The sequence below is a fragment of the Bacillus sp. LR_5 genome, from assembly GCF_042709275.1.
The window spans coordinates 1-23085 of the sequence record NZ_JAVAXX010000040.1; the positions used below are offsets into that span (position 1 = coordinate 1).

The window sequence follows — 23085 nt, forward strand, 5'->3', positions numbered from 1 at the left end:
GCAATCGATAATGCATTTGTCAGCTTGCGATGCCTCGACAAATTATCCTGCCCAACACGAAGATTCACATCGTGTAACAATTGGTTGTAATTTCGGCGCATTGAGAAGATATTTTTTCTAGAAGTTCTCGTATTTCATCTTCAATCATATTGATCATTCCGTACATATTAATTAGCAAACTAAGCATTTTGATTAGCAGACTAACTACATCATGCGCTTATTTTCCACGTCAAATATTAGATAGAACAGAATACAAACGATGCACAGAAAGATTGATTAATCAAGGGTGTATAAAAAGCTGCATACTGAGGAAAAAAGCCTTTGGCGAAAAAAAGGAAGAAGCATACATATTTCTCCGTAAATTTATAGGTATATATGGATATACATAAGGTGCGCTCTAACTGAGTGCACCTCTTGTTTTTATGAATTGTATATTTCTCTGTTTAGATTCACAACATCCTCGTGTGAAAAATCAACATCCTTTTTCTCTGCAAATATTTCCATCACTTTGTCGCGTAGTAATGGTGCTTTTTCTTTATTCGCCTTTTTCAACGCAATTGTGAGTTCATCTTTTGTTAGCTCTGTGCAGTAAGCAGGAGTTCCTGGCTGCTGTCTCCAAGAGTCACTTAAAGAACCACCGTCTACTGCATCGAAGCCTAACTCGGATACTACGTCCATGACTACTTGTTTTTGTGATGTATCATTACCAGCAACTGCCATAGCGATTCGTTCACTAGAATCTACGGATGTTCCTTCATTTTCTAAAGTATAGGCTAATAAGTTATTGAACGCTTTAATGACAGGTCTGCCTAATTGATTTGAAACCCAAACACTTTCAACCATTCCGTTCTCGATTTCTTCAATTTTGTCGTCTCTAAAAGGATAATAATTTGAAGTATCTACAATGATTACTTCCTCTCCGACTTGATCGATAATGTTCCGAATGCTTGGCATTGCTTTTGTAGGAAGAGATAATATAAGAACATCAATATTTTTAATTGCATCCTCTACGCGCACAGTTGTTCCAGCAAGCTCTTTTCCTTCTAAGAATTCAATTCCCCTTGCATCTGCAATTTTGACATCATGCCCATTCTTAACTAATTTTTTAGAAATAATTGAGCCAATTGATCCTGCACCTATAATTCCGAATTTCACTATTTTCCCTCCTAAAGAATTTGTATATAAAAGAATAATTCTGCTTAAAGTAACACAATTATATGTTTACCAAATCGCAACATATAATCATTAGATATGAAAAACGAATTGAGTATTGAATATTTCTTTTACATATACTAGAATAAAACCATTTCTCATCTTTTTAAAGTAGGCAATTAAAATTGCCGTAGTACATTTTTTTGTACGTAACAGTAGAAAGCAGGTGAAAAGGTGTCTAGAATATGTAAGGATGGATTTGACAAAGAGTGTATAAAGGAACAAAGAGAAGTATATGGCATTGCCTATACCCAAAATATACTTTCAGGACGCTGGAAGTATATTATTCTTTGGTTTTTAAAAACAAAAGAACGTCGTTATAGCGAAATTAAAGCTTTTTTATGGGACATTTCACAAGGTTCTCTTACAAAGCAGTTGAGAGAACTAGAAACAGATGGATTAATTAAGCGAGAGGTTTTTCCTGAGGTTCCTCCTCGTGTAGAGTATTCACTAACCTCAAAAGGGAAAGAATTCATTCCTATAATTGATTTGATGGAAGAGTTCGGGAAGAAGTTTGGGGAGCAGGTAGACTAATTTTACGATAAGAGTTTGTGAAGAAATGTATTAAAGTAACGGGGGCAAGAGTTAAAAGATCAGAAGCTGTCTAATGTGGCAGCTTTTTTTTACTAACTAAGCAGGTTAACACAACAAGAGCTTCCTTTTTTTAGGGACATTTGCTGGGTTAATAATCTTTTGTTTGTTCCATTTAAATTCTTTTTCAAATCCGTCTTAACAAAATCTAGCCATCTTTTTGCTATTAAGTACAAAAAAATGTACTACGGCAATTTAAATTGCCCTCTTCATAAATTAGAGTGATGATTTTATCATATTGTATACAAGTTACATTATTTTTTTACAAATAACCCTATCCAACTTAATCAGCTTGCATCTAATATTTAAGAAAGGAAGAATGTCAATATGAATACTACAATTGAATTACTTAGTAATCATACATCCATACGTTCTTTTACAAATCAACCACTGACAGAGGAGCAACGAGAAGCAATCTTTAAGGCAGCTAATCAAACTTCATCTTTCAGCCTTCTCCAAGCCGTTTCTATCATTAGAATTACAGATCCAGATCTTCGAAAAAAAGTGATGGAACTTTCTGCGAATCAGCCTTATATTGAAGAGGCAGCAGAGTTTTGGATTTTTTGTGCCGATTTTAACCGAAATCATCAAATTGCTCCCAATGTAGACCTTGAGTATATTGAATACCTTCTAATAGGTACATTTGATGCTGGGCTAATGGCTCAAAATGCTTTGACCGCAGCCGAATCAATGGGACTCGGTGGTGTATATATCGGTGGAGTAAGACTTCATATTACAGAATTAACTGAGGTATTACATTTACCAAAGCATGTGATTCCTTTAGTGGGGCTATGCATAGGCCATCCTGCTGGAGAGAACCCCGGACTAAAACCACGTTTGCCTCAATCAATGGTCATGTTTGATAATCAGTACCAGCCACTAGACGAAGAAACATTAGCAACCTATGATCAACAGATGCGTGAGTATTACCGAGAACGCCCAGTTAAAGCGCCTTTCACAGTGAAAAAAGTAAAGGGATGGAAAGATCATATTGAGGATCATCTTGAAAGAAGCAAACTCCCCTTCATGCTTGAGTATTTAAATAAACAGGGATTTGCTAAAAAATAAATTTTTTACAAGAGGACATTTCTGCATTCCATCCACATAAAAGAGGAAGAGTTTTGACGCTCTTCCTCTTTATGCACCAACTCGTCTGCGGAAATTTTGAAATCACCGTTTGAAGCGCTGTCTTCATCTACGAAGTGAGTTTTTTAATGAGCTAATCCCCAAAACCACTTAATCCCATTGAGAGATTTTCCATGAGAACCAAAAAGTCTACTCTACTATTATTTTAAACTCATCCTCTAATTCCTCTTGAGCCTCTTGTAAAACTTCTAATACATCATCAGCGTATGAACCTAAAAACTTTTTACTAAACTCAAAATTTCTCCAGACTAAAGTTAACGGCAACTCTATCCACCCTGTAAGGCAATCCCATAAAGCGTCTAAATTTTTCCCATAGTAGTCTGGGAAGTCTAATTTATCTTTTAAAGCTTCATGTAAAACTTCTTTATTTTCAAAGTCTTTTCCGTTTATAATTATTTTTTTCATTAAAAAATATGTCCTCCATTACTTTATTTTAACTAACGTTTTAGAATGATCTGTTGTTTTATACATTAATACATCATTCGAATAAAGTATTCTTTCATACTTATATGCCTGTTTTCCTTAAAAAAATTTCCTAAATTATTATTTTAGTATGATAAGGAAATTTTAAGGGAATTGATAGCAAAAATATGGTATCGTTATTTCCGTTGTTTTAGACTTTAAAATTATCAGTTCACAGATATTAAATTGGAGGAGCGTTATATGAAAAAAATAGCTCTTGTTCTTTTAGCTCTAATCATTATTATCGGGGGCATTTCCTTAATTGTTCATTTTAACAATCGAAAAGTAGCTGAAGATAAGATCGACCAGTATATTGCTGATTATGGTATTCCCAAAAAAGAGATTAAATCAGAGGATTATCCTATGCTTAATTCTTTGAGTTCACCTAAAGGGTTCTTTAAAACTGTTTATGTAAAGAATGAAACTGACAAAAACAACTATTACATTTTTCACTACGATCCTTCTAACAAAAAAGTTACGTTTTCAGGTGTTGTAGATGGAAATGAAGTATCAATCAATGATAAATTGGTTAAAAAATTGAAGTATCAACCCTCTGATAAGGTATTGAAATAAAGCCCTCGCTTGAGGGCTTTATCATTTTAATAATAACTCCAAGTTTCGCTTTAGTCTTAGGCCCATAAATTCCATCAGGAGAAAGCCCATGCATTAACTAAAATCGTCTAATTGCATCTGCTGTTTTTGGTCCATATACGCCGTCAATTCAAATAAAGAGCTGCCAGCGCTTTTTGAATCTGCCGCACTTCTTTGCCCCTTGTCCAATTATTTTACATATCATTTTTGCATGAGAAAGAGACATAGCAGTGATGAGAATCTTTTTTCAACTTGCTGTCGCAATGCAGTATCACTGATTGCTCAATGATCAATTTCTGAGAAAGACGGTCAGGATCGTAGCAGTTGACTTCGCTTATGGGTCCTTACTTGCAGAGTATAAAAACACCGATAGTTAGAAATTATCGGTGTTTTCTCGGACAATTATTACGCCCACTAGGCCCCTCAATAAAGGTGGAAGCTTATTGTAAGCATTCAAGCACTTGAAATCATTCATCTCTATTTACTCTGTTTTATATTCATTTTAGGCACAATTTTTCCGTATAAAAAATCTCGTAAGCAAAATCACAGTAACTTGTTATATTGTCGATTTTAAAATCAACGTTACACCTCCTTAACTTGAAGGAGGATTTTTGCATATGTATTTTCATACCCGTCAACTACCATCTCATCCAGCATATATTCCTCATATGCATTTTCTCCTATTTGCATTCCATTCTTTTCAATGAACTCAATGATTCTGCGGTAAGCCTCTTCAGTGTTTCCACCTATTTCATAACCAACAGCATACAGGCCTTTTGGCCGTATATGATAATTTATTTTCTCTATCCCATCTTTTACTTTTATATAAAAGTAACTGTAATTGTAAAAGTCTTTTTCTAATATTTGTTCCCGTGCAAAGATTCCGCCTATCGGATATCCTTCATCTAACTCATACTGTTGAACTTCATGAATGAGTTCTGAAATGGCAGCCACATATTTTCGTTCTGGTAAGTTTAATGTTTTTCGGCTTAACATGAATTTTTCTTCATTTAAATATTCAAAAGAAATCGAGGAAAAATCAGTCTCAAGTGCTTGTTCAGTAAGCGCCACTTTTGTATGTAAGATCGTTTGCAATTGCTTAAGCTCATTTATTTTTTTATCAATCTCAATAGACTTTTCTTTTAGAACATGCAATATTTTGTCTGGTGTTTTGTCTTTTATTAGACGCTTTATTTCTTTTAAAGGAACGCCAAGCTCTTTAAATAGACTGATGACTTGAAAAATCTCAAATTGATGATAGGAATAATACCTATACCCATTTTCTTTTTTTATTTCCGGAGAGAATAGACCAATCTCGTCATAATGAAATAAGGTTTGTTTTTTTACACGACAGAGCTTCGAAAACTCACCTGTTGTGAAATACTTCCTCACATCTTCGCTCATAAAAACCTCCTTGACTATACGGTAACCATATACCTTATGATTTGATTGTACTTGAAAAGAGCTTCAATCTACAAAGAAAAGGATAGGATATGTAACAAGGGTTTCAATTTAGTAAAGGGGACTTCAAGTGAAAAAATCAATAAATGATCAAAAAACGATATTCATTATACTATTAAGCAACATCTTCGTAGCATTTCTTGGTATCGGTTTAATTATCCCAGTTATGCCTTCTTTTATGAAAATCATGCATTTATCTGGCAGCACTATGGGTTATCTTGTTGCGGCTTTCGCCATTTCTCAGTTAATTACTTCACCTTTTGCGGGAAGGTGGGTTGACCGTTTCGGGAGAAAAAAAATGATTGTTCTCGGGTTGCTTATTTTCAGTTTATCAGAGTTGATTTTCGGATTAGGGACTCATGTTTCAATATTTTATTTTTCGAGGATACTGGGTGGCATAAGCGCTGCTTTTATCATGCCCGCGGTAACAGCATATGTAGCTGATATTACAACCGTAAAGGAAAGATCAAAGGCTATGGGATATGTTTCGGCTGCAATTAGCACCGGCTTTATTATTGGACCAGGTGCGGGAGGGTTTATTGCCGGCTTTGGCATCCGCATGCCGTTTTTCTTCGCTTCCGCCATAGCATTAATAGCAGCTGTATCTTCCGTTTTTATACTAAAAGAGTCATTGTCAAAAGAAGAACGCCATCAGCTCTCGTCTCATACAAAGGAATCAAATTTTTTAAAAGACTTGAAGAGGTCCATTCATCCAGTCTATTTTATTGCATTTATTATCGTCTTTGTAATGGCTTTCGGTTTATCAGCTTATGAAACGGTATTCAGCTTGTTTTCTGATCATAAATTTGGCTTCACGCCAAAAGATATCGCAACCATTATTACGATAAGTTCCATTGTTGCGGTAGTTATTCAAGTTTTACTATTCGGGAAATTGGTCAACAAACTTGGAGAGAAAAGAATGATTCAGCTTTGCTTAATAGTCGGTGCGATCTTAGCTTTCGTGTCTACTGTTATGTCAGGATTTATAACTGTTTTGCTTGTAACTTGTTTTATTTTTCTGGCGTTCGATTTGCTACGCCCGGCCTTAACTACTCATTTATCCAATATGGCCGGTAACCAGCAGGGGTTCGTAGCAGGCATGAACTCCACATACACCAGCCTGGGAAATATATTTGGTCCTGCTCTAGGCGGTATACTATTTGATCTTAACATTCATTATCCTTTCCTTTTTGCAGGTTTCGTTATGATTGTCGGTCTTGGTCTTACAATGGTTTGGAAAGAAAAATGGAATGATGTTTCAACCTCGAATTAACTCTACTCTCTATAAAATCAAATTTTGACATTTGAATAGCAGGGAATGCCTCTGATTAGGCACAAGAAGGAAAGGTTCTTTATTTGATCGGCTACATGTTCCTTGAGGTGAATATAGTTTATGCTGAGTATTATCAAACTGTCAGCAATATTAGGATTTCATCTGCCATCACCCTAAACAGAAGCCAGATTTTATTGATACCTTTCCTCTTGATTCTTCCTATATTTCTCGGAAGCATGTCCATATGGCATGCTTTTCAGTTAGCCTGAAGTATAACAAGGTTATTTATTATCATCCCTTGAAAATATATTATCCTTTTCGGAATAAGAAAATAAGGAGAATGTAGTATGAGTATAAAAATAAAAGCAGTTACTGACGATAATCGTGCTGCAATTCTTGCTCTACATGTCAGCGAGAATCAAATATCATATATTGAATCAACAAAAGCATGTTTAGAGGATGCAAAAGAATGTCACTATTATAAACCTGTCGGGCTTTACTATGAAGGAGATCTAGTCGGTTTTGCAATGTATGGATTGTTTCCTGAATATGATGAAGATAATAAAAATGGAAGAGTCTGGCTTGATCGATTCTTTATTGACGAACACTATCAGGGAAAAGGATTAGGAAAGAAAATGCTTAAAGCTCTCATTCAACACCTTGCTGAGTTATATAAATGTAAGAGGATTTATTTAAGTATATTTGAAAATAATATTCATGCTCTTCGCCTTTATCAAAGGTTTGGTTTTCAATTTAATGGTGAATTCGATTTTAATGGCGAAAAAGTAATGGTAAAAGAGCTATAGGTTCTTAAATGGTTTCCAAACCCCCGCTGCAACGGTGGATATAGAAATGCGGACGAGTTCATTCTTAGGCCTCGTCGTGGGAACAATGGCGGTTTTAATGGAAACAACGGTTTCAATGGAGGCAACAATGTAGAAACGGTTGTTTCTCCTACTCAAAATGTTGTTAATACAACAACCAATCAACGTACGGTTAGACGTGGTCATCCAACTCATATTGTGAATGTGAACAGAAATATGACGAGAGTAGAAAATTACTATCCAGTGACACAATCTATAGAGAACGAAAACATCGTTAAGGCTCTACGTTTATGAATTAACATGCTTCTTTCATCTCTTATTCCTAAATTGGAGTAACCCCGGCAGATTAACAAAAGATTGGCCGGAAACAACACATTTTTTGAAACAGATCAAAATCAAAAAGATAAGTATAATGCAACAGCTAAAAAAACAGTAATACCGCTTAGACTAAAAAATCATTTTACAATCAATTAAACTATCATCACTATCGAATGAGCTCGATCAGCATATCATGTATTATCCTCTTTTAAGGAAGGTGATGTTATGCGGTCATTTCCATTAATAGTGGTGCTATTCATCCTGTTAATCATCGTTGGGACTTCTTTCTTCGGTGGCTATTAAGAACTCACCTTACCCCATATCCAACAGACGCCATAAGAAATCTTTATGGCGTTTGTTTTGTTATGTGATTAACTCACCATATGCTGACAAAGTTTCTTAACCAGTGAGTGAAAAATTAGACCATTTTTCACAAAACTTCATCTATTTACCTGCCCATGAGCTTTTTTAAATTATCCACAGTGTTTACCTTAATACAATTCACTATTGATTTAGAAGCCATTTTATACGCTCAGCTTGTTTTTCCTAATTCAGAATATATGCCTCCTTCAAAGCTAAGGGCTGCTCCTGCTAGAAATGCTAATAAAAGAGAAATAACGCATTACATGATTCTCCTTTTTCTCAAAATATTGATAAGAACTATGCAAATATAAGTCCTACCGTAACTATAGTGTCAAGTACCCTTCATTTTGTGTGAGGAAGTGTTCTTTCCTTTATGAACTATAGTTGATAGGAAGAAAAAAAATAGAATATATATTTCCACGGTAAGATGAATTGAGTCTTAGAATATAAAAGACCGCAAAGCTATCTTAAATAAGCTTTGCGGTCTTTGGGTCTCTTTTTTGCTTAATATAAGTCAATGGTTCCAGCGGAATCCACTGCACATACATCCACTGATTTTTTATTTTGATAAAGGTTTCCTCTACTCTATCGTGTGAGATGAACTCAAGGTATGCCACGTAACCATGAAGGTGGAGGAACCTGCATGTTTCAATCAGTTTTGGGGTAAAAGGCGTGTTGACGTTCCTCTGCTTTACTATTTAATATTCGGTAGCTAGACTTTCCAATATGAAGCGGAATATCCAATTTTTCTAAATTTGGCATTCCATTTTTTAAGAAAAGCTCTTTATCTTGATATCTCTGTAAAACTTCTCCCACAATCCACTCTTGATCGCCCAAAGTGGAAATACTGTGTACTTTACACTCATAAGCAAAATACGCATCAGTTAAAATCGGTATCTCAGCTTTTAGCCCTTCTTCATATTGAATATTAAATTCTTCAAACTTATTGATATCTCTACCACTATGGGTGCCTAATGCTTGGATTAATTCCGAATATCTTCCTGGAAGAAAATTCACACCGAAAACACCACTTTTCTCAATCATTTTGTAAGTATATGTCTCTTTGTTTACTGATATCCCATACATCCCAGGAGAAGATCCGATATACGTATGCCAACCGGAAGCCATTGCGTTTTTTTCACCTTCATATTGAGCCGTAACGACAGCTACCATTCCAGGGTAGGCGTACCAAATAGGTTCATCTATCGGTGCTCTCATCTTCATCGCTCCTTTTGTTTAAGATTCATTTTTTATTAGAACTTGAGAGGCTCGCATCTAAATCGTCAGGTACTTCTTCAAATGGACCATTCGTTTTAGATGCAGACCAGTTTAATAAATGGGCTCCCGGCAGATTGGTTTCGACTTGCCATTGCGGCATGAGTAACCGAAGCGTCTTATCTTCTGCCATCTTATACATCCTTCCTTTCAAATATTCATAAGAAGATGCACAAATCATAAACCCTATAGCAACTATAGGGTCAAGGGTTAGTTATTTTTTTAGCACTCTTAATTCTGTGAGGAAGTTTTCTTCTCTTAATGAGTTAAAGTCGATTGGAAGAGAAACTTGATATACGTTTCCATCTGTTTGGATGCCATGAGACTCAATATATTGATAAAGTTTTTGATAATATTCATCATAATTTTTTGCAGACCAATCAAATGCGATACATACATATTCACCTGACGGGATCGTGTCTAACCTTATGTTTTTTTCTCCTATGTCTATCTTTTTTTCATTGCAAACAGTGGTATAAATACTGTTGCAATAAATGTCACGAGAATCCTTATAGGGCTTGAAATCATAAATGAATCCATAATAGTTATCTACTACATCTCCTATTTTTTCAATAACATCAGCCAGCTTTCTGTAATACAAATCCGATTGATCATGAGGATTAACTTGAGGCGTCTCTACTTTTAATATGGTTTGTTCATCTATATACCGAAAATAAACGAAACCTTCATCTTTTTTCCTGCATATGTCTAATTGTTCATTAAGCTGATTCCTTCTCCTATGAAGTAATTGACGAGCACGTTCGAGTTTTTCCATTTCTTGCACAATAACGCTTTCTTGCTCCTCAAGAAAGTGTTGTATATCTTCAGGGGTACAAGTATATGAGCCGAAACGCTTGATTTCTTCCAGAGGTGTTCTAATATATTTTAGATACTTGATAATATCTAAATAAAAGAACTGTTTCACATGGTAATATCGATAGCCATTCTCCTGATCTGTATAATAAGGCTTGAAAATTCCGATCCTATCATAATAGCGCAATGTTTGAATTGAGATGTTATTGAGACGGGCTGTTTCTCCAATTGTAAAATATTCCTTCATCAATCTCATCCTTTCTTCTAAGTTCTAAGAATTCTTTCTTCCACTATACACGGTTACCTTCAAAATCCTAACTGAACGAACTTGAGAAAAAACCTGTTTAAGAAAACCTGCCGAGGAGGAAATGAGTCTTCTTCCAGGAATGCTAGAAGGAAAGCTGGATGAAGGAATTATTTCTATGAACACAGCTATTGATGTCATTACTGAAGTAAAGAGCTGTGAAGACATCGTTAAGGAATTAATGGCTGACTTTATGAAGTAATATATTTAAGATTGATAGGCATAGATTATGCATATGGGTCATTCCTTCAGACGTTAAATATAATTGAACTTTTTAAAAAAAGCTTAATTCTTAAAAAGATTAAGCTTTTTCCCTTTACTATGTTCAAACCAGTTGCCATCTTACACTTTATAGATTCCATATAATGCGACACAATGCTCTTGTAGCACTTCAAGGTTTTATACCCTCTCCCTCGGGTCTATCGCTTACTTCGTTTTAGTTAACATGTAGCTTTGTTTTATCATATCGTATATGTCTTCATCTGGAACAGTTCCGTCAAGAATGATAGAATTCCAATGGTCTTTATTGAGATGAAATGCTGGAACTACCGAAGTGTATTTGTGTCTCCAGAAATCGAGAAAACCGGGTTCACACTTCACATTGATCCAAATATGATCATTTTTTTCAAATATCCACGCAAACACTTTTCTGTTTTTAGCGTGTCGCATTAATGTCCAATTCTTATCACGAAATGGATAATCTTCATATGCATCTTTAAAACTCAAACAATAATCAATTGCTTCCTCTCTATTTTTCATTGGTTGTCTCTCCTTCAACAGTTAACTGCCTAAGTTTTTTCTCTACTTTATTTAACCAAAAATGAATAAGTGAATAAAACAACCTTATTGGTCAATTTGCAAGATCAGCACTATCTAAATCATACCTCTATACTCTTTCCCGCGCATAAAAAAATTTTCCAACGCTAAATTGTTAGTTGCTTTTTTCAACGTTTTTGCTATGTTCCTACTCAAAGGGAGCATTGAACAAATAGAAGCTCTCGTTGGTTCTACTGACTATGTATTTTTCCCGGCGGTCCGTCAGCCTGTTCACCGTCATCAATCATCACGAGCTCCGATAAACATAAAACAAGCTGGCGGCAATAAGCACCAGCTTGAAAACTATTCTTATTGAATAAACTCCCCCAAGTAATGACCATTGCTCATTTTTTAAGTTGCAGATACTGGGATACAAACTAATTTGCCCTGACTTTTAATTGGATACTGTTGGACTTATAGACGATCTTCACTTTGTACTTGCTTGGTAAACCTACAGTCTCAATTGATGAAAATGATCCATGACGTTTATGATAGGTGATGATCGTGGATCCGTCTGCTGGTACATAATTGTTCGAAAAATGGAGTCGTAATGTTCCTTTCATTTTTGCCTTGCCCTTAATGTGAAGCAGGTCATTTTTCCCGCTGAGATTCAGCTCAAGTATACCCTTGGCAGATTGTTTATAGTCTCCTCCGATGATCAGTTTTCCTGACACATCTTCCTTCAGGGTGCCTCCGTTGTTTGAAACATCACCTCTTCCAAATGCTGTCTTCGAGTCGCCCTCAAGTGTCCCCTGATCAATCCGCGTACCGCCGGAATATGTATTGTTCCCCTCCAGCTTTAACGTGCCAGTCCCCTTTTTGGTCAGCTTTCCGGAGCCGGAGATATCGTTGCGCCAGCGATCCAATGCATGGAAGCTGCCTTTTGAAGAATCCATATTCACGGTAACGTCTTTGGCAAAAGCGCCATATCCATCGGCAGCCGAAAAGAGATTAAGCCGTCCCCATCCTTCAGCGTCATCAAGAACAGGATAGCCGGCAGGAAGACCGGTAGTAGCTAAAATCCAGCGGCGCTGCGTTTTATCAAGGTAAGGAAAACGGGTTTCCAGCAGGACTTCAGCTCCCTTAGGAACCACCATTGGTTTAGCAGTTGGATTGATTTGCCCAAATCCGTATGTCAATCGTTGAAAATATTGTTTTTTATTCATGTCATAATCGCTGAATCGGTCTTCAGCTGTACCAGTTTGTGTTAACAACTTACTGTGAGCTTCATCATAAGCAGCCTTTTTCAAACGATTATTGGCTGGATCAGATAAAATAGCAGCCGCCAAGCCAGTTGCCATGACACGTCCTCCCATTACATCAAGCGGGGAATGCATACCGGCAACAATGCGGTTATTGCCGAGTTCCGAAGCTCGGGTAAGGAGTTCCTGGTAACGCTCCGGTACGGCATAAGCCATAGCAAAAGCGCTGAGATATGCGGCATTCGTATGCCCACTGGGAAAACCTCCGTCTTTGTCTGGATCAGGATTGATAGCAGGAACAAGGGTCGGAACAAGAATAGAATTGCTTTCCCAGCGAAACGGGCGGGGATAATGAAAGTATCCCTTAGCCGGGTTCGTTGAAGAATAAGGGCCGCGTAACGTATTGACCAAACTCACGACGCTGCCGAGACTGGAACTCGTGCTGCCAGAATTGGTTCCTTCATCATGATATTTTTTGATCGTGGCATCTGCCGGAATACTGTTAATCGTTGTTGTCGCCTCCGCCTTCATTCGATATACATCAGTAAGCGGACCAAGACCGTCAATCACACTGTAGCTCTGATTCCTGCGATCATCAAAATATGCGGCATTTTCCTCACTGAAAGTACGGCGTTCTGCAATGTCTACAACTTTTTGAATGTTGGCATCCAATACGCTGCTGTTCAGTTTGGCTCCGCTATCCCAGGTATTTCCGGGCGTCCAAAGCTTATTAAATTCGGAAAGCACCCCGATTGCAGGATTAGAATTCACTGTAGTATTAGCAGAGCTGTTATTTTTGTAATGATCTACGAAGTATCCTGAAGCAGGGGGCGGCGTCGGAGTTACTGTTTTTGCTTTCGCTGTTGTGCTCGCATAACATACACTCACAGAACTTTGAAATAATATCAGAGAAAATAAAGCCACTACTAAATGCTTCTTCATCCTTAGTAATTTCATTTTTTCATCATACTCTCCCTTACTCTTAATCGATCTCTCCAAAACACTTTTTCCCACCCGTCAAGTTATTATTGATCGTATCTTAACTTTGTTAATGAAATAGCGCTGTTTTATTAATGTTTTGTTTATTTTATCTAGGCGCCATTGATATAGAAGTTGCCCTCGGGCTGAGAGAAAGGAAAGGAAGAAAATTAAAGAGGGCAAAAAAGCTGCTGACGAGGAGTCAGCAGCTAACACAGGGCTATCTAAGTATTCAATCTACTTAAAGGCTAGGCGTGTTTCCCAAAATGACCGTTTGTGTAAAAGAAATACCATACTTCATGGCCATGTTACTCCTCAATTAATGCGCCATCATCTCATGGGCAATATCGTGGCCGTCCATTTCTGACGGGTAGTAGGTAGGCCAGTTTTTAACTTCATCGAGTAAAGCTTTACGGTCATCACCCCAATACAGATGGTAATGACTGGATTTAGTCGGATAGATACTATGATCACTAAACTGAATATACTGAGGAAGTCCTTCAGCTTTTTTAGCTAGTTTGAATATGTATCTTACCCCTCTATTACCCGCATCATATGTTAGAATTTCGTACCCATCATACGTATACTTACCAGAATATTCTTTTCCATTTTTGAAGAACGTTACAGTATCTTGTTTGATTAAGATACGGTCAACATCTGTTTTATACCCTTTTTTATAGTACTCTTTATATTCTTCAGCTGTCTTGTCACCTTCATGTTCTGATTTATATGAAAATACTTCGTCAAGAGTACCATCTTGCAGGTATGGATATACAGATTGCCAGTCTCCCTCCCAATCAGAAAGTGACCGATCCTTTACTTGACTGTCTTTAAAATAGCCTTCATAAATTTTTTCTGTTTCTTCATCATGTGCATGACTATGATCGTGATCATGATTATGAGATTCTGATGTTTGTTCTTGCGTTTTAGAAGAGTCTTCTTCAACTGCTGAGGATGATGCTGTTTTATTAGACTCACCTTTAGATGAACCTGAAGTCTGACATCCTGCCAATACTAGTAATGAACCAATCGCTAATATCCCTAACCTCTTTGCAAATAAAATTTTCATTATAACACTCCTTTTCCCCAAAACGAAATAATTACGATTTGTATTATACATCTATCTTGTGCAAAGATCAAAGAGAAAATGCTCCTAATATCACTGAATGGTTGCTGGCAGCGGAAATCAGTTATTCTTTTAATATGCGAAAGTCTACGATATTTCCATATCGATCCGCTTCAATGTGGCAGCATCCTTCAAGCAGCTGCTTTAATTTTCCTCGTCCGCGTTGTACCCTTGATTTTGCTCCCGAGTAAGAAATGCCGAGCTTTTCACTTAACTCTTTTTGTGATAACCCTTGAAATTCAGTCAGTTCGAGCGCCTCTCGATACTTTTCCGGCAACCGTTTGATGGTCGAGCGAATACACACAGCTGCTTCCTTGGTAAAGTTTTCCTCCTCTGCATTGTCAGTGAAATGTAGATGATCAGGCAATATTTCGCTTTGTTTTTTTGTGCGGTAAAAATCAATAATTGTATTTCTAGTAATCTGATAGATCCAGCTATGGATCTTTTGTTCATCGATCAGATTTGGGAGATGGACTTGTATTTTCATAAATACGATTTGCAAGATGTCATCAACCATAGATTGATCGTTAACCCTATGCGAAATAAATGTTTTTAACGGCTGGTGAAATCTATCCCATAGATCCTCTATATTCATTTGAAAAAACCTCCTATATTTTTGCGTCTGCTTTACGTTTGCTTCGTCTTTGTAATCGTAACAGAGAGTGGAACAATTGTTGAATCAATTGCATTGCAGCTGTTGCAAAAATAATGATAAAGGAGAGATTTGTTGTGGAGTATACCTATTTAGGAAGAACAGGATTGCGGGTGAGCCGTTTATGTTTAGGCACGATGAATTTTGGGGTCGATACAGATGAAAAGACCGCATTCCGTATCATGGATGAAGCGCTCGATAACGGCATTCAATTCTTTGATACTGCCAATATTTATGGCTGGGGCGAAAACGCGGGATTGACAGAGAGCATCATTGGAAAATGGTTTGCACAAGGAGGACAGCGCCGCGAGAAAGTCGTTCTGGCGACAAAAGTATATGAACCGATTTCTGATCCGAATGACGGACCAAATGATATGAGAGGCTTGTCTCTATACAAAATCAGACGCCATCTGGAAGGATCACTGAAGCGGCTTCAGACAGACCATATAGAATTGTACCAAATGCATCATATCGATAGGCGGACACCTTGGGATGAAGTATGGGAAGCTTTTGAGACTCAGGTTCGTTCAGGCAAAGTAGACTATATTGGATCCAGCAACTTTGCAGGCTGGCATTTAGTTAAAGCGCAAGCTGAAGCTGAAAAACGGCGATTCATGGGACTTGTCACTGAACAGCACAAGTATAGCTTATTAGAGCGAACAGCTGAGATGGAAGTGCTGCCGGCTGCACGGGATCTTGGTTTAGGGGTAGTGGCATGGAGCCCCCTTGCAGGAGGACTTCTTGGCGGGAAGGCACTGAAAAGCAATGCCGGAACTCGTACAGCAAAAAGAGCAGATTTAATCGAAAAGCACCGTTTACAGCTCGAGAAATTTTCAGCTTTATGCAAGGAACTAGGAGAAAAAGAAGCAAACGTGGCTTTGGCATGGGTGCTGGCAAATCCAGTTTTAACTGCGCCGATCATCGGACCAAGAACGGTTGAGCAGCTGCGTGATACGATAAAAGCCGTTGAAATCAGTCTGGATGAAGAAATTCTCTACATGTTGAATGCTATCTTTCCCGGACCTGGAGGAGAGACACCTGAGGCATACGCCTGGTGATACTTTCATTATCAATACTGACATTTTTCTAAAACCTTTATGCTGAACAATCATATATAGGAAAGACAAGAGCTTGTTTGTCTCTTGTCTTTTCCAAATCATGCGGAGAATTCTGGCTAATCATCGACAAGAAACGCTGCCGCTTTATTCACTAAATGCTTATTTGATTACGAAATGACCGTACTCTTTTGATTGAACATGAATCGGTCCATTTAGATTGTAGTTGTTCTCCTTGGCGATAGAGCGAAGCACGTCCACACGGGCAACTGATTCTCTCCACTCATCACGGGTGTCAGGATCTGCTGGATTCATCAGATCGTCATATCGTACATCCAGGAATTTATTTAACCATTTCTTCTCATCTATTCCGTCTTTAGGTGAGCCGCCCGCTTTTTTGTTGGTGCGTTTGATCAAGGCATAAAAGGAGTCGGGGTCATCACCATCGCCATGCTGAATAACTGTATCGTACATCACAGCTCTTGCCAATGCCGTTTTCAGTCCGGCTTGGTCTGATCGCTTCATGGCAGGCTGATAATACAAGCGGTCATTTACCTCGTCTTGAGCAGCACGTAAATCTTTATCCTTTCCAAGCGAATGCCAGGCAGAAGCGAATCCTTTGAGATTGCTGATGTCATCGCTTTCTTCTTTGGCCAGACGGCGCAATTCAGGCAGGTACTTTTTCAGTTTGTTATTCGGTACTGCCTTTGTGTATACTTCTACTACTTCCAATGCATCTCCGGTAGCCGTAGTAAAGCCTGCCCGGCCGCATGTATAGCCTCTTCCATCATCCAATGGCTCCACATATCCGTATTGGATTTCTGTCGTGCCGTTTTCAAAAATGCTGGTCAGCTGCTCTGCCCGGCGCTTTTGATCCTTATTCAGTCCCGCCGCAAAAACCGTTTCGCTCATCATCAGGGTAAAAAACACGGTGAAAACAAGTGATGAAATCACTGCCTTCTTCCAGAAATCCGCTTTTTTATTCAAACTGATTTTCATTCTATTACCCCTTCTACATATTGTAAATACAGACTCAGTATACATGAAGGGGCTGCCCTATTGTTGAAAATACATTATTTTGTCAATATTTTGAATCTAAAGTAATATAGCTTGAATCTTACTCTTTTCATTGCCAATCAGCCTTAGCCCCTCTCACTGAGAAGGTCCCTTGATTTTCATACTGCTTCAACTTTAATTAACAAGATGCCATAAGGCTTTAATCTATTTTATAATGGAAATGATCATCGAAAATCGTTAGGGAGGTGATGTAAATGGCAAGCAAGATGAGAATGCCAGATTCCGCAACGTCCCATGCAAAGCCTATTATTGGGAAGGCGATACTTTGCATGGGGTAGACTTTCTAAAAGATCGCCCAAGTAAGCTTTTCTGATATAGTGGCTTTGCACCTTATTTGGCATAAAAAAATAAGGAGCTGGCAGAAATGGCATATGTAAAAGCAACCGCTATTTTACCTGAAAAGCTGATATCGGAAATTCAAAAGTATGTTCAAGGAAAAACAATATATATCCCTAAACCTGAACCCTCTCATCAAAAATGGGGTGCGTGTTCAGGAACAAGAAAGCTGATTGATGACAGAAACGCTTCTATTAAAAAAGCATTTAAAAACGGCAAAACAATTAATCAATTATCTGATGAATATCACCTCTCTAATGAAACAATAAAAAAAATTGTCTACTCTAAATAAACAAAACGGAAGCACTGATGAAATGTAATCAGTGCTTTTTATATGGCGAGTTTGTTTCTTAGTTATTTCCTGCATATGATACCATTGGCCAATTGTGTAAAGTGAATAGAGATGAGAAGAAAGGAAGGTTTTACAAATGAGTATACTAAAAAACGGAACATTGCAAGCACCTGGCGCGAACATCCACTATCAGGTGCGTGGCACAGGTCCAATCATTCTTTTGGTCCACGGCGGAGGCGGTGATGCCGACAAGTTCCATCATGTTGCCGACCATCTGGCTAACTGGTACACGGTTGTTACTTACGATCGCCGCGGCCATTCCCGCAGCAATCTCACCAATCAGATTGAGGATTACCGTGTGGAAACACACAGTGACGATGCTCACCGTCTTCTAGCCAAAATCACCGATAAGCCGGCATACGTATTTGGAAGCAGCTCCGGGGCTGTTATCGGGCTTGATCTGTGCATACGCCATCCCGAACAAGTACATGTCATGATCCCCCATGAACCAATCTTATTGCAGCTTCTACATGGAAATGAGCTGAAACAAGCCGAGCAATTCATGGAAGACCTTAAGAAAAATCATCGAAGTGAGGTCATTAAGTTAATATCAAGATTAGAGACAGACGAACAATCAAAGGCTGTGCTGACAAAGCGGCTTCTCGGCAATTCAACGTATTTCACTGAGTATGAAATTCAAGGAATTCTCAACTATACATTAGATATCGAAGCATTAAAAACTATGTTTACTTCACCGATGAAGGTACTCCCAGCTGGCGGAAGTGCTTCACGGGAGCTTTTTCCTTATCGTTGCGCGAACGCCCTAGCGGAACAATTGGAAACAGAATTGGTTGAATTCCCCGGAAATCATACGGGGTACACAATGCATCATAAAGGATTTGCTGAGAGGTTACACGACATGTTAGAAAAGAATATAAACATACGAGTTAAGGATTGATTAAAATTAGATTTTTATAATAGGATCAGGTAAAACTAACTATGGTTAGAGAAGATTTCACGAAGCGCAAATAGAATTTTTTACTAATGAGAACGAGCATGTGAGGTGTCCAAATTTGAATTTTGATATTAAGAATGTAACCAAAGTGATATTAGGGATTTCATCGAAAAATAAGTTCGTACATTAAGTTCTCCTATTGATTCTTTCCTATCTTAATTCCGTATTTTATACCATTAAATACAACTCTAAAGTGGCTGGTTATTTTGTCCTCAACAATAACCAGTGTCTAACATCATAAATCTCTTTTGAAAATCACCACAAATGCAGGTGTGGAAGACGTAATAATAGCAATAATAGCAAAAACCATACCAACTATTGTTGGTATGGTTTCTCTCAGATAGGCCCTGTAGAAGAGACTCAATTGTACGGAGTATACAGCTAATTGCATTTGTAACCGACAGGGCCGTCTGAACCTGTGTACACATATGTGTCAGAAACATATCCAATATTCACGACACCCCGAGAATCTTTCCACTGGATTTGATCCCAAATATTACTCGTTCCATACTTCCCTGTAACAGTCGTTCCATAAGCATAACAATAGTAAGGAACACGCGAGCCGCTTGGAATGGAAAGCATAATAGGATAATTTGTACCTGGACCGCTACGCATATTTACAGGGGCACCGCTGCTTGTTGAGACCGTAAAGTACTGAACGGCAAGTGCCTGACTGGAAAAAATGAATAATGATGCTATCATAACGGTTAACATACTCAGCATTTTCAGTTTTGTCAATGTCATCCCTCTTTCTTCAATTCCTTCATTTTAAAGCGATAGAACATATGCTACCAGCTGCATTTAGGAACAACCGGACCGTCTGAACCCGTGTAGACATATGTATCAGAGACAAACCCATAAACGACCTCTCCGCTGGCAAGCGTCCGCTCTGTGTAATTCCAAATATTACTTGTTCCATACTTTCCAGTTACAGTTGTACCGGTTTTGTAGCAAAAGATCGGGATACGGCTGCCGCTCGGAATAGTCGTTACAATCCCCCAACTTGTACCTGGGCCGCTGCGCATATTTACAGGCGCACCGCTGCTTGTTGAGACCGTATAATACTGAGCGGCAAGTGCATGGCTAGAAAAAATGAGCAATGATGCAACCATAACCGTAAGTGTACTTAGCATTTTTAGCTTATTCACCTTATACTCTCCCCCTTATAATACGTCTGCTTTCTTACATCCAGTAAAAGAAATTACCTTTCAGAAAACCACGCCCCTCCCCTTCCATATATTTATCAATGTACCATAAACTAGATCTTTAAAAAGTGGAATTACTCCTATGTTTTCGACAAAAAAAACGTGACATTTCGCATTTTCAGAATGTGCAAATATGACCTGTCCATTTTTAATAAGACAAGGCTTTTATACACTTTTTGTGATCATTTCATTAACCGGCGCAACAGAAGCTGTTTAGATAAACAGTTGTGTATAAGCGTTTTGTGTGCTTGATGAGAATAAAGCGACTTGTGATCATTCCGTATATGTCATTTTTAGCGGAGAAAAGTTCTTTCTGTATGCTACACCCTAATTTCGGGAAATGTAACATTGATTAAAGGAGGTTAAATCACTATGGATCATCAAACATTAGCTGCCCACGAGGCTGTAGACTTACATGAAATCGTTAACTTTAAAACACTTTGTATAGCGAAATCGAAGTTGATGCAGGGACTTGTATTTGACCAAGATCTTAAGGACTTGATGCAAAAAGATGTGCAGCAATCCATTCAAGACCTTACTGATTTACAAGCGGTTTATGAGCGTGCCCCATTTCAGGCCCCTGTCCCACAAAGCCGCCCAACGCCAATCATCAATTGAAAGGAAGGTAAGCACCTTTGAATCATGATCACTTAGACCCTATTAATTCGCTACATGTGCCTGAACTTGCAGACACTACATTTGCGATGGATTTTCTTATTCGAACAAAAGAAGGCGTGAGAAATACTGCTGTCGCTTTGACTGAAACCGCTTCACCAGATGTAAGAGCCTTGTTGCGGAAGCAGCTGATGCAAGGAATCGCGATGCACCAAGAGATTACGGAACTGATGATAAGCAAAAAATGGTTCCATCCGTATGAGCTGAGCGAACAGTATAAGCTGGATCAGCTCTCTGCAAAAAACTCGATCATGGTCGGCAACATGAACCTTTTTCCTGATGAAACAAATCGAAAAGGGATGTTTGACCGGACACCTGATGAACACTAACACTGGAGGTTTTACAGCATGAAGGCAGTAACGTATCAAGGCATTAAAAATGTTGTTGTCAAAGATGTGCCAGATCCAAAGATTGAAAAGTCAGATGACATGATTATAAAAGTCACCAGTACAGCCATTTGCGGATCAGATTTACATTTAATCCATGGATTGATTCCCAATCTGCATGAAGACTATGTCATCGGCCATGAACCAATGGGAATCGTTGAAGAAGTTGGGCCAGGGGTTACAAAGGTGAAAAAAGGTGACCGTGTCATTATTCCTTTTACGATCGCCTGCGGTGAATGCTTTTTTTGTAAAAACCAACTGGAAAGCCAATGTGATCAATCTAATGACAATGGAGAAATGGGTGCCTATTTCGGCTATTCAGGTCATACTGGCGGTTATCCAGGCGGGCAGGCTGAATATTTAAGAGTGCCATTTGCGAATTTTACCCATTTTAAAATTCCTGAAACTTGTGAGGAGCCCGATGAGAAATTAAGCGTGATTGCCGATGCCATGACTACCGGCTTTTGGAGTGTTGACAACGCCGGGGTAAAAGACGGTGATACAGTTATCGTTCTCGGTTGCGGCCCTGTCGGCCTGTTTGCCCAGAAGTTTTGTTGGCTAAAGGGCGCAAAACGCGTCATAGCAGTTGACTATGTAAACTATCGCTTACAGCATGCCAAACGAACCAACAAAGTCGAAATCGTTAATTTTGAAGACCATGAAAATACAGGGAGTTACTTGAAGGAAATCACCAAAGGCGGAGCAGATGTTGTCATTGACGCTGTTGGGATGGATGGGAAAATGAGCGACCTCGAGTTCCTTGCCAGCGGATTAAAGCTTCATGGCGGAACGATGAGTGCATTGGTCATTGCTTCCCAAGCCGTTCGCAAAGGAGGAACCATACAAATTACAGGAGTGTATGGCGGCAGATATAACGGTTTTCCGTTAGGTGATATCATGCAGCGAAACATCAATATACGCTCTGGACAGGCTCCGGTGATCCACTACATGCCATACATGTTTGAATTAGTGTCGACGGGTAAAATTGATCCTGGAGATGTTGTAAGCCATGTCCTGCCGCTTAGTGAAGCCAAGCATGGTTATGACATTTTTGATTCAAAAATGGATGATTGTATAAAAGTTGTGTTAAAACCTTAAAAACGGAGGTGACAGAAATGGAATACGCCTTACATGAAGTGCTTGAGGTCCAAGAAATGACTGCATTTAAGACACTTTGTTTAACAAAATCCAAAACAATGAAGGCGCTGGTATCTGATCCGAAGCTTAAAGAAATCATGCAGCAAGACGTTGACACCACCACACGGCAGCTACAGGAATTTGCCTCTATTTTATCTAATGCAAAGCATGAATGAGGAGATGAATGATTAATGAATCCTATCATTGAATATCTGACCGGCATGAATGTTTTAACAGACCAAATCATTGCCATGGACTTATTAATTGCAGCAAAAAACGGAGTCAGAAATTATGCGATGGCCGCAACGGAAGCTGGAACGCCTGAAGTGAAAGAGATCCTTACCCGGCATTTAGAGGAAGCCCTCGATATGCACGAACAAATCTCAAGCTATATGATGGAAAAGGGCTGGTACCATCCTTGGAACACAGACGAACAAGTCAAGCTGAATTTACAAAATATCGAAACCGCGATTCAGTTGCCAACCCTTTAACATACCATT

The 23085-nt window shown here is 38.5% G+C and carries 29 protein-coding genes and 1 pseudogene; 16 read left to right on the forward strand and 14 right to left on the reverse strand.

Translation table 11 applies throughout. The annotated features are described in order from the left end of the window. Positions 1-420 precede the first annotated feature (420 nt). Positions 421-1155: an NADPH-dependent F420 reductase gene (locus tag RAC86_RS11315; RefSeq protein WP_072566593.1), complete on the reverse strand. Its 735-nt coding sequence runs from the start codon at positions 1153-1155 to the stop codon at positions 421-423. 231 nt (positions 1156-1386) lie between these two features. On the opposite strand from RAC86_RS11315, the gene RAC86_RS11320 reads away from it, so the two are divergent. Continuing rightward, positions 1387-1746: a winged helix-turn-helix transcriptional regulator gene (locus tag RAC86_RS11320; protein WP_014114534.1), complete on the forward strand. Its 360-nt coding sequence runs from the start codon at positions 1387-1389 to the stop codon at positions 1744-1746. Between the two features lie 384 nt (positions 1747-2130). Further along, positions 2131-2871, forward strand: a complete 741-nt coding sequence (gene nfsA, locus RAC86_RS11325) for an oxygen-insensitive NADPH nitroreductase (RefSeq protein WP_014114536.1) — start codon at positions 2131-2133, stop codon at positions 2869-2871. Between the two features lie 207 nt (positions 2872-3078). Here the strand turns inward: nfsA and RAC86_RS11330 are convergent, their stop codons facing one another. After that, entirely contained in the window at positions 3079-3354 is a 276-nt protein-coding gene (locus tag RAC86_RS11330; protein WP_061186623.1) for a barstar family protein, read from the reverse strand. Between the two features lie 258 nt (positions 3355-3612). On the opposite strand from RAC86_RS11330, the gene RAC86_RS11335 reads away from it, so the two are divergent. After that, positions 3613-3984 (forward strand): DUF3139 domain-containing protein, encoded by a 372-nt coding sequence (locus RAC86_RS11335; protein ID WP_014114539.1) that lies wholly within the window; start codon positions 3613-3615, stop codon positions 3982-3984. A gap of 25 nt (positions 3985-4009) precedes the next feature. Here RAC86_RS11335 and RAC86_RS11340 read toward each other — a convergent pair. Both RAC86_RS11340 and bltR read right to left on the reverse strand, forming a co-directional pair. Next, positions 4010-4184: pseudogene (locus RAC86_RS11340) on the reverse strand (peptidoglycan-binding domain-containing protein); the annotation flags it as partial. Between the two features lie 400 nt (positions 4185-4584). Further along, complete coding sequence (bltR, locus tag RAC86_RS11345; RefSeq protein ID WP_014114541.1) at positions 4585-5406, reverse strand: multidrug efflux transcriptional regulator BltR; 822 nt, start codon at positions 5404-5406, stop codon at positions 4585-4587. Positions 5407-5533: 127 nt separating this feature from the next. Between bltR and blt the strand changes: the two genes are divergently transcribed. From blt to RAC86_RS11365, 4 genes are all read left to right on the forward strand, one after another. Continuing rightward, entirely contained in the window at positions 5534-6736 is a 1203-nt protein-coding gene (blt, locus tag RAC86_RS11350) for a multidrug efflux MFS transporter Blt (RefSeq protein WP_072566594.1), read from the forward strand. Positions 6737-7083: 347 nt separating this feature from the next. Then, positions 7084-7542 carry a spermine/spermidine acetyltransferase gene (gene bltD, locus RAC86_RS11355; RefSeq protein ID WP_072566595.1) on the forward strand — a complete coding sequence of 153 codons (459 nt, stop codon included), beginning with the start codon at positions 7084-7086 and terminating at the stop codon, positions 7540-7542. Positions 7543-7602: 60 nt separating this feature from the next. Next, the gene (locus tag RAC86_RS11360) at positions 7603-7854 is read left to right on the forward strand and encodes a CotD family spore coat protein (RefSeq protein ID WP_080490494.1); all 252 of its coding nucleotides are present in this window, start codon (positions 7603-7605) and stop codon (positions 7852-7854) included. 249 nt (positions 7855-8103) lie between these two features. Beyond that, the gene (locus RAC86_RS11365) at positions 8104-8181 is read left to right on the forward strand and encodes a YjcZ family sporulation protein (RefSeq protein ID WP_072175780.1); all 78 of its coding nucleotides are present in this window, start codon (positions 8104-8106) and stop codon (positions 8179-8181) included. A gap of 708 nt (positions 8182-8889) precedes the next feature. Here the strand turns inward: RAC86_RS11365 and RAC86_RS11370 are convergent. The 3 genes from RAC86_RS11370 to RAC86_RS11380 form a co-directional block, all read right to left on the reverse strand. Next, positions 8890-9459, reverse strand: a complete 570-nt coding sequence (locus RAC86_RS11370; protein WP_014114549.1) for a flavin reductase family protein — start codon at positions 9457-9459, stop codon at positions 8890-8892. Between the two features lie 25 nt (positions 9460-9484). Continuing rightward, positions 9485-9649 carry an arginase gene (locus RAC86_RS11375; protein ID WP_014114550.1) on the reverse strand — a complete coding sequence of 55 codons (165 nt, stop codon included), beginning with the start codon at positions 9647-9649 and terminating at the stop codon, positions 9485-9487. 81 nt (positions 9650-9730) lie between these two features. After that, on the reverse strand, positions 9731-10576 hold the full coding sequence (locus tag RAC86_RS11380; RefSeq protein ID WP_072566596.1) for a MerR family transcriptional regulator: 846 nt from the start codon (positions 10574-10576) through the stop codon (positions 9731-9733). Between the two features lie 121 nt (positions 10577-10697). Here RAC86_RS11380 and RAC86_RS11385 point away from each other — a divergent pair, with 121 nt between their 5' ends. Then, on the forward strand, positions 10698-10835 hold the full coding sequence (locus RAC86_RS11385) for a hypothetical protein (protein ID WP_236827505.1): 138 nt from the start codon (positions 10698-10700) through the stop codon (positions 10833-10835). Between the two features lie 224 nt (positions 10836-11059). Here the strand turns inward: RAC86_RS11385 and RAC86_RS11390 are convergent, their stop codons facing one another. The 4 genes from RAC86_RS11390 to sigZ form a co-directional block, all read right to left on the reverse strand. Beyond that, positions 11060-11392 (reverse strand): MmcQ/YjbR family DNA-binding protein, encoded by a 333-nt coding sequence (locus RAC86_RS11390; RefSeq protein WP_061186629.1) that lies wholly within the window; start codon positions 11390-11392, stop codon positions 11060-11062. 434 nt (positions 11393-11826) lie between these two features. Then, entirely contained in the window at positions 11827-13608 is a 1782-nt protein-coding gene (locus RAC86_RS11395; RefSeq protein ID WP_072566597.1) for an acid phosphatase, read from the reverse strand. A gap of 340 nt (positions 13609-13948) precedes the next feature. Next, entirely contained in the window at positions 13949-14698 is a 750-nt protein-coding gene (locus RAC86_RS11400) for a metal-binding protein ZinT (RefSeq protein WP_061186631.1), read from the reverse strand. A gap of 121 nt (positions 14699-14819) precedes the next feature. Beyond that, positions 14820-15350, reverse strand: coding sequence for an RNA polymerase sigma factor SigZ (gene sigZ / locus RAC86_RS11405; RefSeq protein WP_072566598.1), 531 nt, complete (start codon positions 15348-15350; stop codon positions 14820-14822). A 134-nt stretch (positions 15351-15484) separates the two neighbouring features. Here sigZ and RAC86_RS11410 point away from each other — a divergent pair, with 134 nt between their 5' ends. After that, positions 15485-16465 carry an aldo/keto reductase gene (locus RAC86_RS11410; protein ID WP_072566599.1) on the forward strand — a complete coding sequence of 327 codons (981 nt, stop codon included), beginning with the start codon at positions 15485-15487 and terminating at the stop codon, positions 16463-16465. A gap of 159 nt (positions 16466-16624) precedes the next feature. Here RAC86_RS11410 and csn read toward each other — a convergent pair whose 3' ends face one another. Further along, positions 16625-17461, reverse strand: a complete 837-nt coding sequence (gene csn / locus RAC86_RS11415; RefSeq protein ID WP_072566600.1) for a chitosanase — start codon at positions 17459-17461, stop codon at positions 16625-16627. Between the two features lie 442 nt (positions 17462-17903). Here csn and RAC86_RS11420 point away from each other — a divergent pair, with 442 nt between their 5' ends. Together RAC86_RS11420 and RAC86_RS11425 are read left to right on the forward strand one after the other, a co-directional pair. Next, positions 17904-18167, forward strand: coding sequence for a CD3324 family protein (locus RAC86_RS11420; RefSeq protein WP_072566601.1), 264 nt, complete (start codon positions 17904-17906; stop codon positions 18165-18167). A gap of 136 nt (positions 18168-18303) precedes the next feature. Beyond that, on the forward strand, positions 18304-19125 hold the full coding sequence (locus RAC86_RS11425) for an alpha/beta fold hydrolase (protein WP_072566602.1): 822 nt from the start codon (positions 18304-18306) through the stop codon (positions 19123-19125). 438 nt (positions 19126-19563) lie between these two features. Here RAC86_RS11425 and RAC86_RS11430 read toward each other — a convergent pair whose 3' ends face one another. Both RAC86_RS11430 and RAC86_RS11435 read right to left on the reverse strand, forming a co-directional pair. After that, entirely contained in the window at positions 19564-19920 is a 357-nt protein-coding gene (locus RAC86_RS11430) for an SH3 domain-containing protein (protein WP_004398671.1), read from the reverse strand. 50 nt (positions 19921-19970) lie between these two features. Continuing rightward, complete coding sequence (locus tag RAC86_RS11435; RefSeq protein WP_072566603.1) at positions 19971-20330, reverse strand: SH3 domain-containing protein; 360 nt, start codon at positions 20328-20330, stop codon at positions 19971-19973. Positions 20331-20759: 429 nt separating this feature from the next. Between RAC86_RS11435 and RAC86_RS11440 the strand changes: the two genes are divergently transcribed. Genes RAC86_RS11440 through RAC86_RS11460 form a run of 5 tightly spaced genes read left to right on the forward strand, consistent with a single transcriptional unit; the run spans position 20760 to position 23076 of the window. Beyond that, on the forward strand, positions 20760-21005 hold the full coding sequence (locus RAC86_RS11440; protein ID WP_061186636.1) for a hypothetical protein: 246 nt from the start codon (positions 20760-20762) through the stop codon (positions 21003-21005). 17 nt (positions 21006-21022) lie between these two features. Further along, positions 21023-21391 carry a spore coat protein gene (locus RAC86_RS11445; RefSeq protein WP_061186637.1) on the forward strand — a complete coding sequence of 123 codons (369 nt, stop codon included), beginning with the start codon at positions 21023-21025 and terminating at the stop codon, positions 21389-21391. Positions 21392-21409: 18 nt separating this feature from the next. After that, positions 21410-22546, forward strand: coding sequence for a zinc-dependent alcohol dehydrogenase (locus tag RAC86_RS11450; protein WP_061186638.1), 1137 nt, complete (start codon positions 21410-21412; stop codon positions 22544-22546). 17 nt (positions 22547-22563) lie between these two features. Continuing rightward, positions 22564-22761, forward strand: coding sequence for a hypothetical protein (locus tag RAC86_RS11455; protein ID WP_003226012.1), 198 nt, complete (start codon positions 22564-22566; stop codon positions 22759-22761). 15 nt (positions 22762-22776) lie between these two features. Continuing rightward, positions 22777-23076: a spore coat protein gene (locus RAC86_RS11460; RefSeq protein WP_003226009.1), complete on the forward strand. Its 300-nt coding sequence runs from the start codon at positions 22777-22779 to the stop codon at positions 23074-23076. Positions 23077-23085: the final 9 nt, after the last annotated feature.

Bases quoted from the DNA above. Each gene is read 5' to 3' on its own strand.
- nfsA (WP_014114536.1), top strand. From the start codon at position 2,131: ATGAATACTACAATTGAATTACTTAGTAATCATACATCCATACGTTCT.
- RAC86_RS11330 (WP_061186623.1), bottom strand. From the start codon at position 3,354: ATGAAAAAAATAATTATAAACGGAAAAGACTTTGAAAATAAAGAAGTT.
- RAC86_RS11335 (WP_014114539.1), top strand. From the start codon at position 3,613: ATGAAAAAAATAGCTCTTGTTCTTTTAGCTCTAATCATTATTATCGGG.
- bltR (WP_014114541.1), bottom strand. From the start codon at position 5,406: ATGAGCGAAGATGTGAGGAAGTATTTCACAACAGGTGAGTTTTCGAAG.
- bltD (WP_072566595.1), top strand. From the start codon at position 7,084: ATGAGTATAAAAATAAAAGCAGTTACTGACGATAATCGTGCTGCAATT.
- RAC86_RS11365 (WP_072175780.1), top strand. From the start codon at position 8,104: ATGCGGTCATTTCCATTAATAGTGGTGCTATTCATCCTGTTAATCATC.
- RAC86_RS11370 (WP_014114549.1), bottom strand. From the start codon at position 9,459: ATGAGAGCACCGATAGATGAACCTATTTGGTACGCCTACCCTGGAATG.
- RAC86_RS11375 (WP_014114550.1), bottom strand. From the start codon at position 9,649: ATGGCAGAAGATAAGACGCTTCGGTTACTCATGCCGCAATGGCAAGTC.
- RAC86_RS11380 (WP_072566596.1), bottom strand. From the start codon at position 10,576: ATGAAGGAATATTTTACAATTGGAGAAACAGCCCGTCTCAATAACATC.
- RAC86_RS11385 (WP_236827505.1), top strand. From the start codon at position 10,698: ATGAGTCTTCTTCCAGGAATGCTAGAAGGAAAGCTGGATGAAGGAATT.
- RAC86_RS11390 (WP_061186629.1), bottom strand. From the start codon at position 11,392: ATGAAAAATAGAGAGGAAGCAATTGATTATTGTTTGAGTTTTAAAGAT.
- RAC86_RS11395 (WP_072566597.1), bottom strand. From the start codon at position 13,608: ATGAAATTACTAAGGATGAAGAAGCATTTAGTAGTGGCTTTATTTTCT.
- RAC86_RS11400 (WP_061186631.1), bottom strand. From the start codon at position 14,698: ATGAAAATTTTATTTGCAAAGAGGTTAGGGATATTAGCGATTGGTTCA.
- sigZ (WP_072566598.1), bottom strand. From the start codon at position 15,350: ATGAATATAGAGGATCTATGGGATAGATTTCACCAGCCGTTAAAAACA.
- csn (WP_072566600.1), bottom strand. From the start codon at position 17,461: ATGAAAATCAGTTTGAATAAAAAAGCGGATTTCTGGAAGAAGGCAGTG.
- RAC86_RS11420 (WP_072566601.1), top strand. From the start codon at position 17,904: ATGGCATATGTAAAAGCAACCGCTATTTTACCTGAAAAGCTGATATCG.
- RAC86_RS11425 (WP_072566602.1), top strand. From the start codon at position 18,304: ATGAGTATACTAAAAAACGGAACATTGCAAGCACCTGGCGCGAACATC.
- RAC86_RS11440 (WP_061186636.1), top strand. From the start codon at position 20,760: ATGGATCATCAAACATTAGCTGCCCACGAGGCTGTAGACTTACATGAA.
- RAC86_RS11450 (WP_061186638.1), top strand. From the start codon at position 21,410: ATGAAGGCAGTAACGTATCAAGGCATTAAAAATGTTGTTGTCAAAGAT.
- RAC86_RS11455 (WP_003226012.1), top strand. From the start codon at position 22,564: ATGGAATACGCCTTACATGAAGTGCTTGAGGTCCAAGAAATGACTGCA.
- RAC86_RS11460 (WP_003226009.1), top strand. From the start codon at position 22,777: ATGAATCCTATCATTGAATATCTGACCGGCATGAATGTTTTAACAGAC.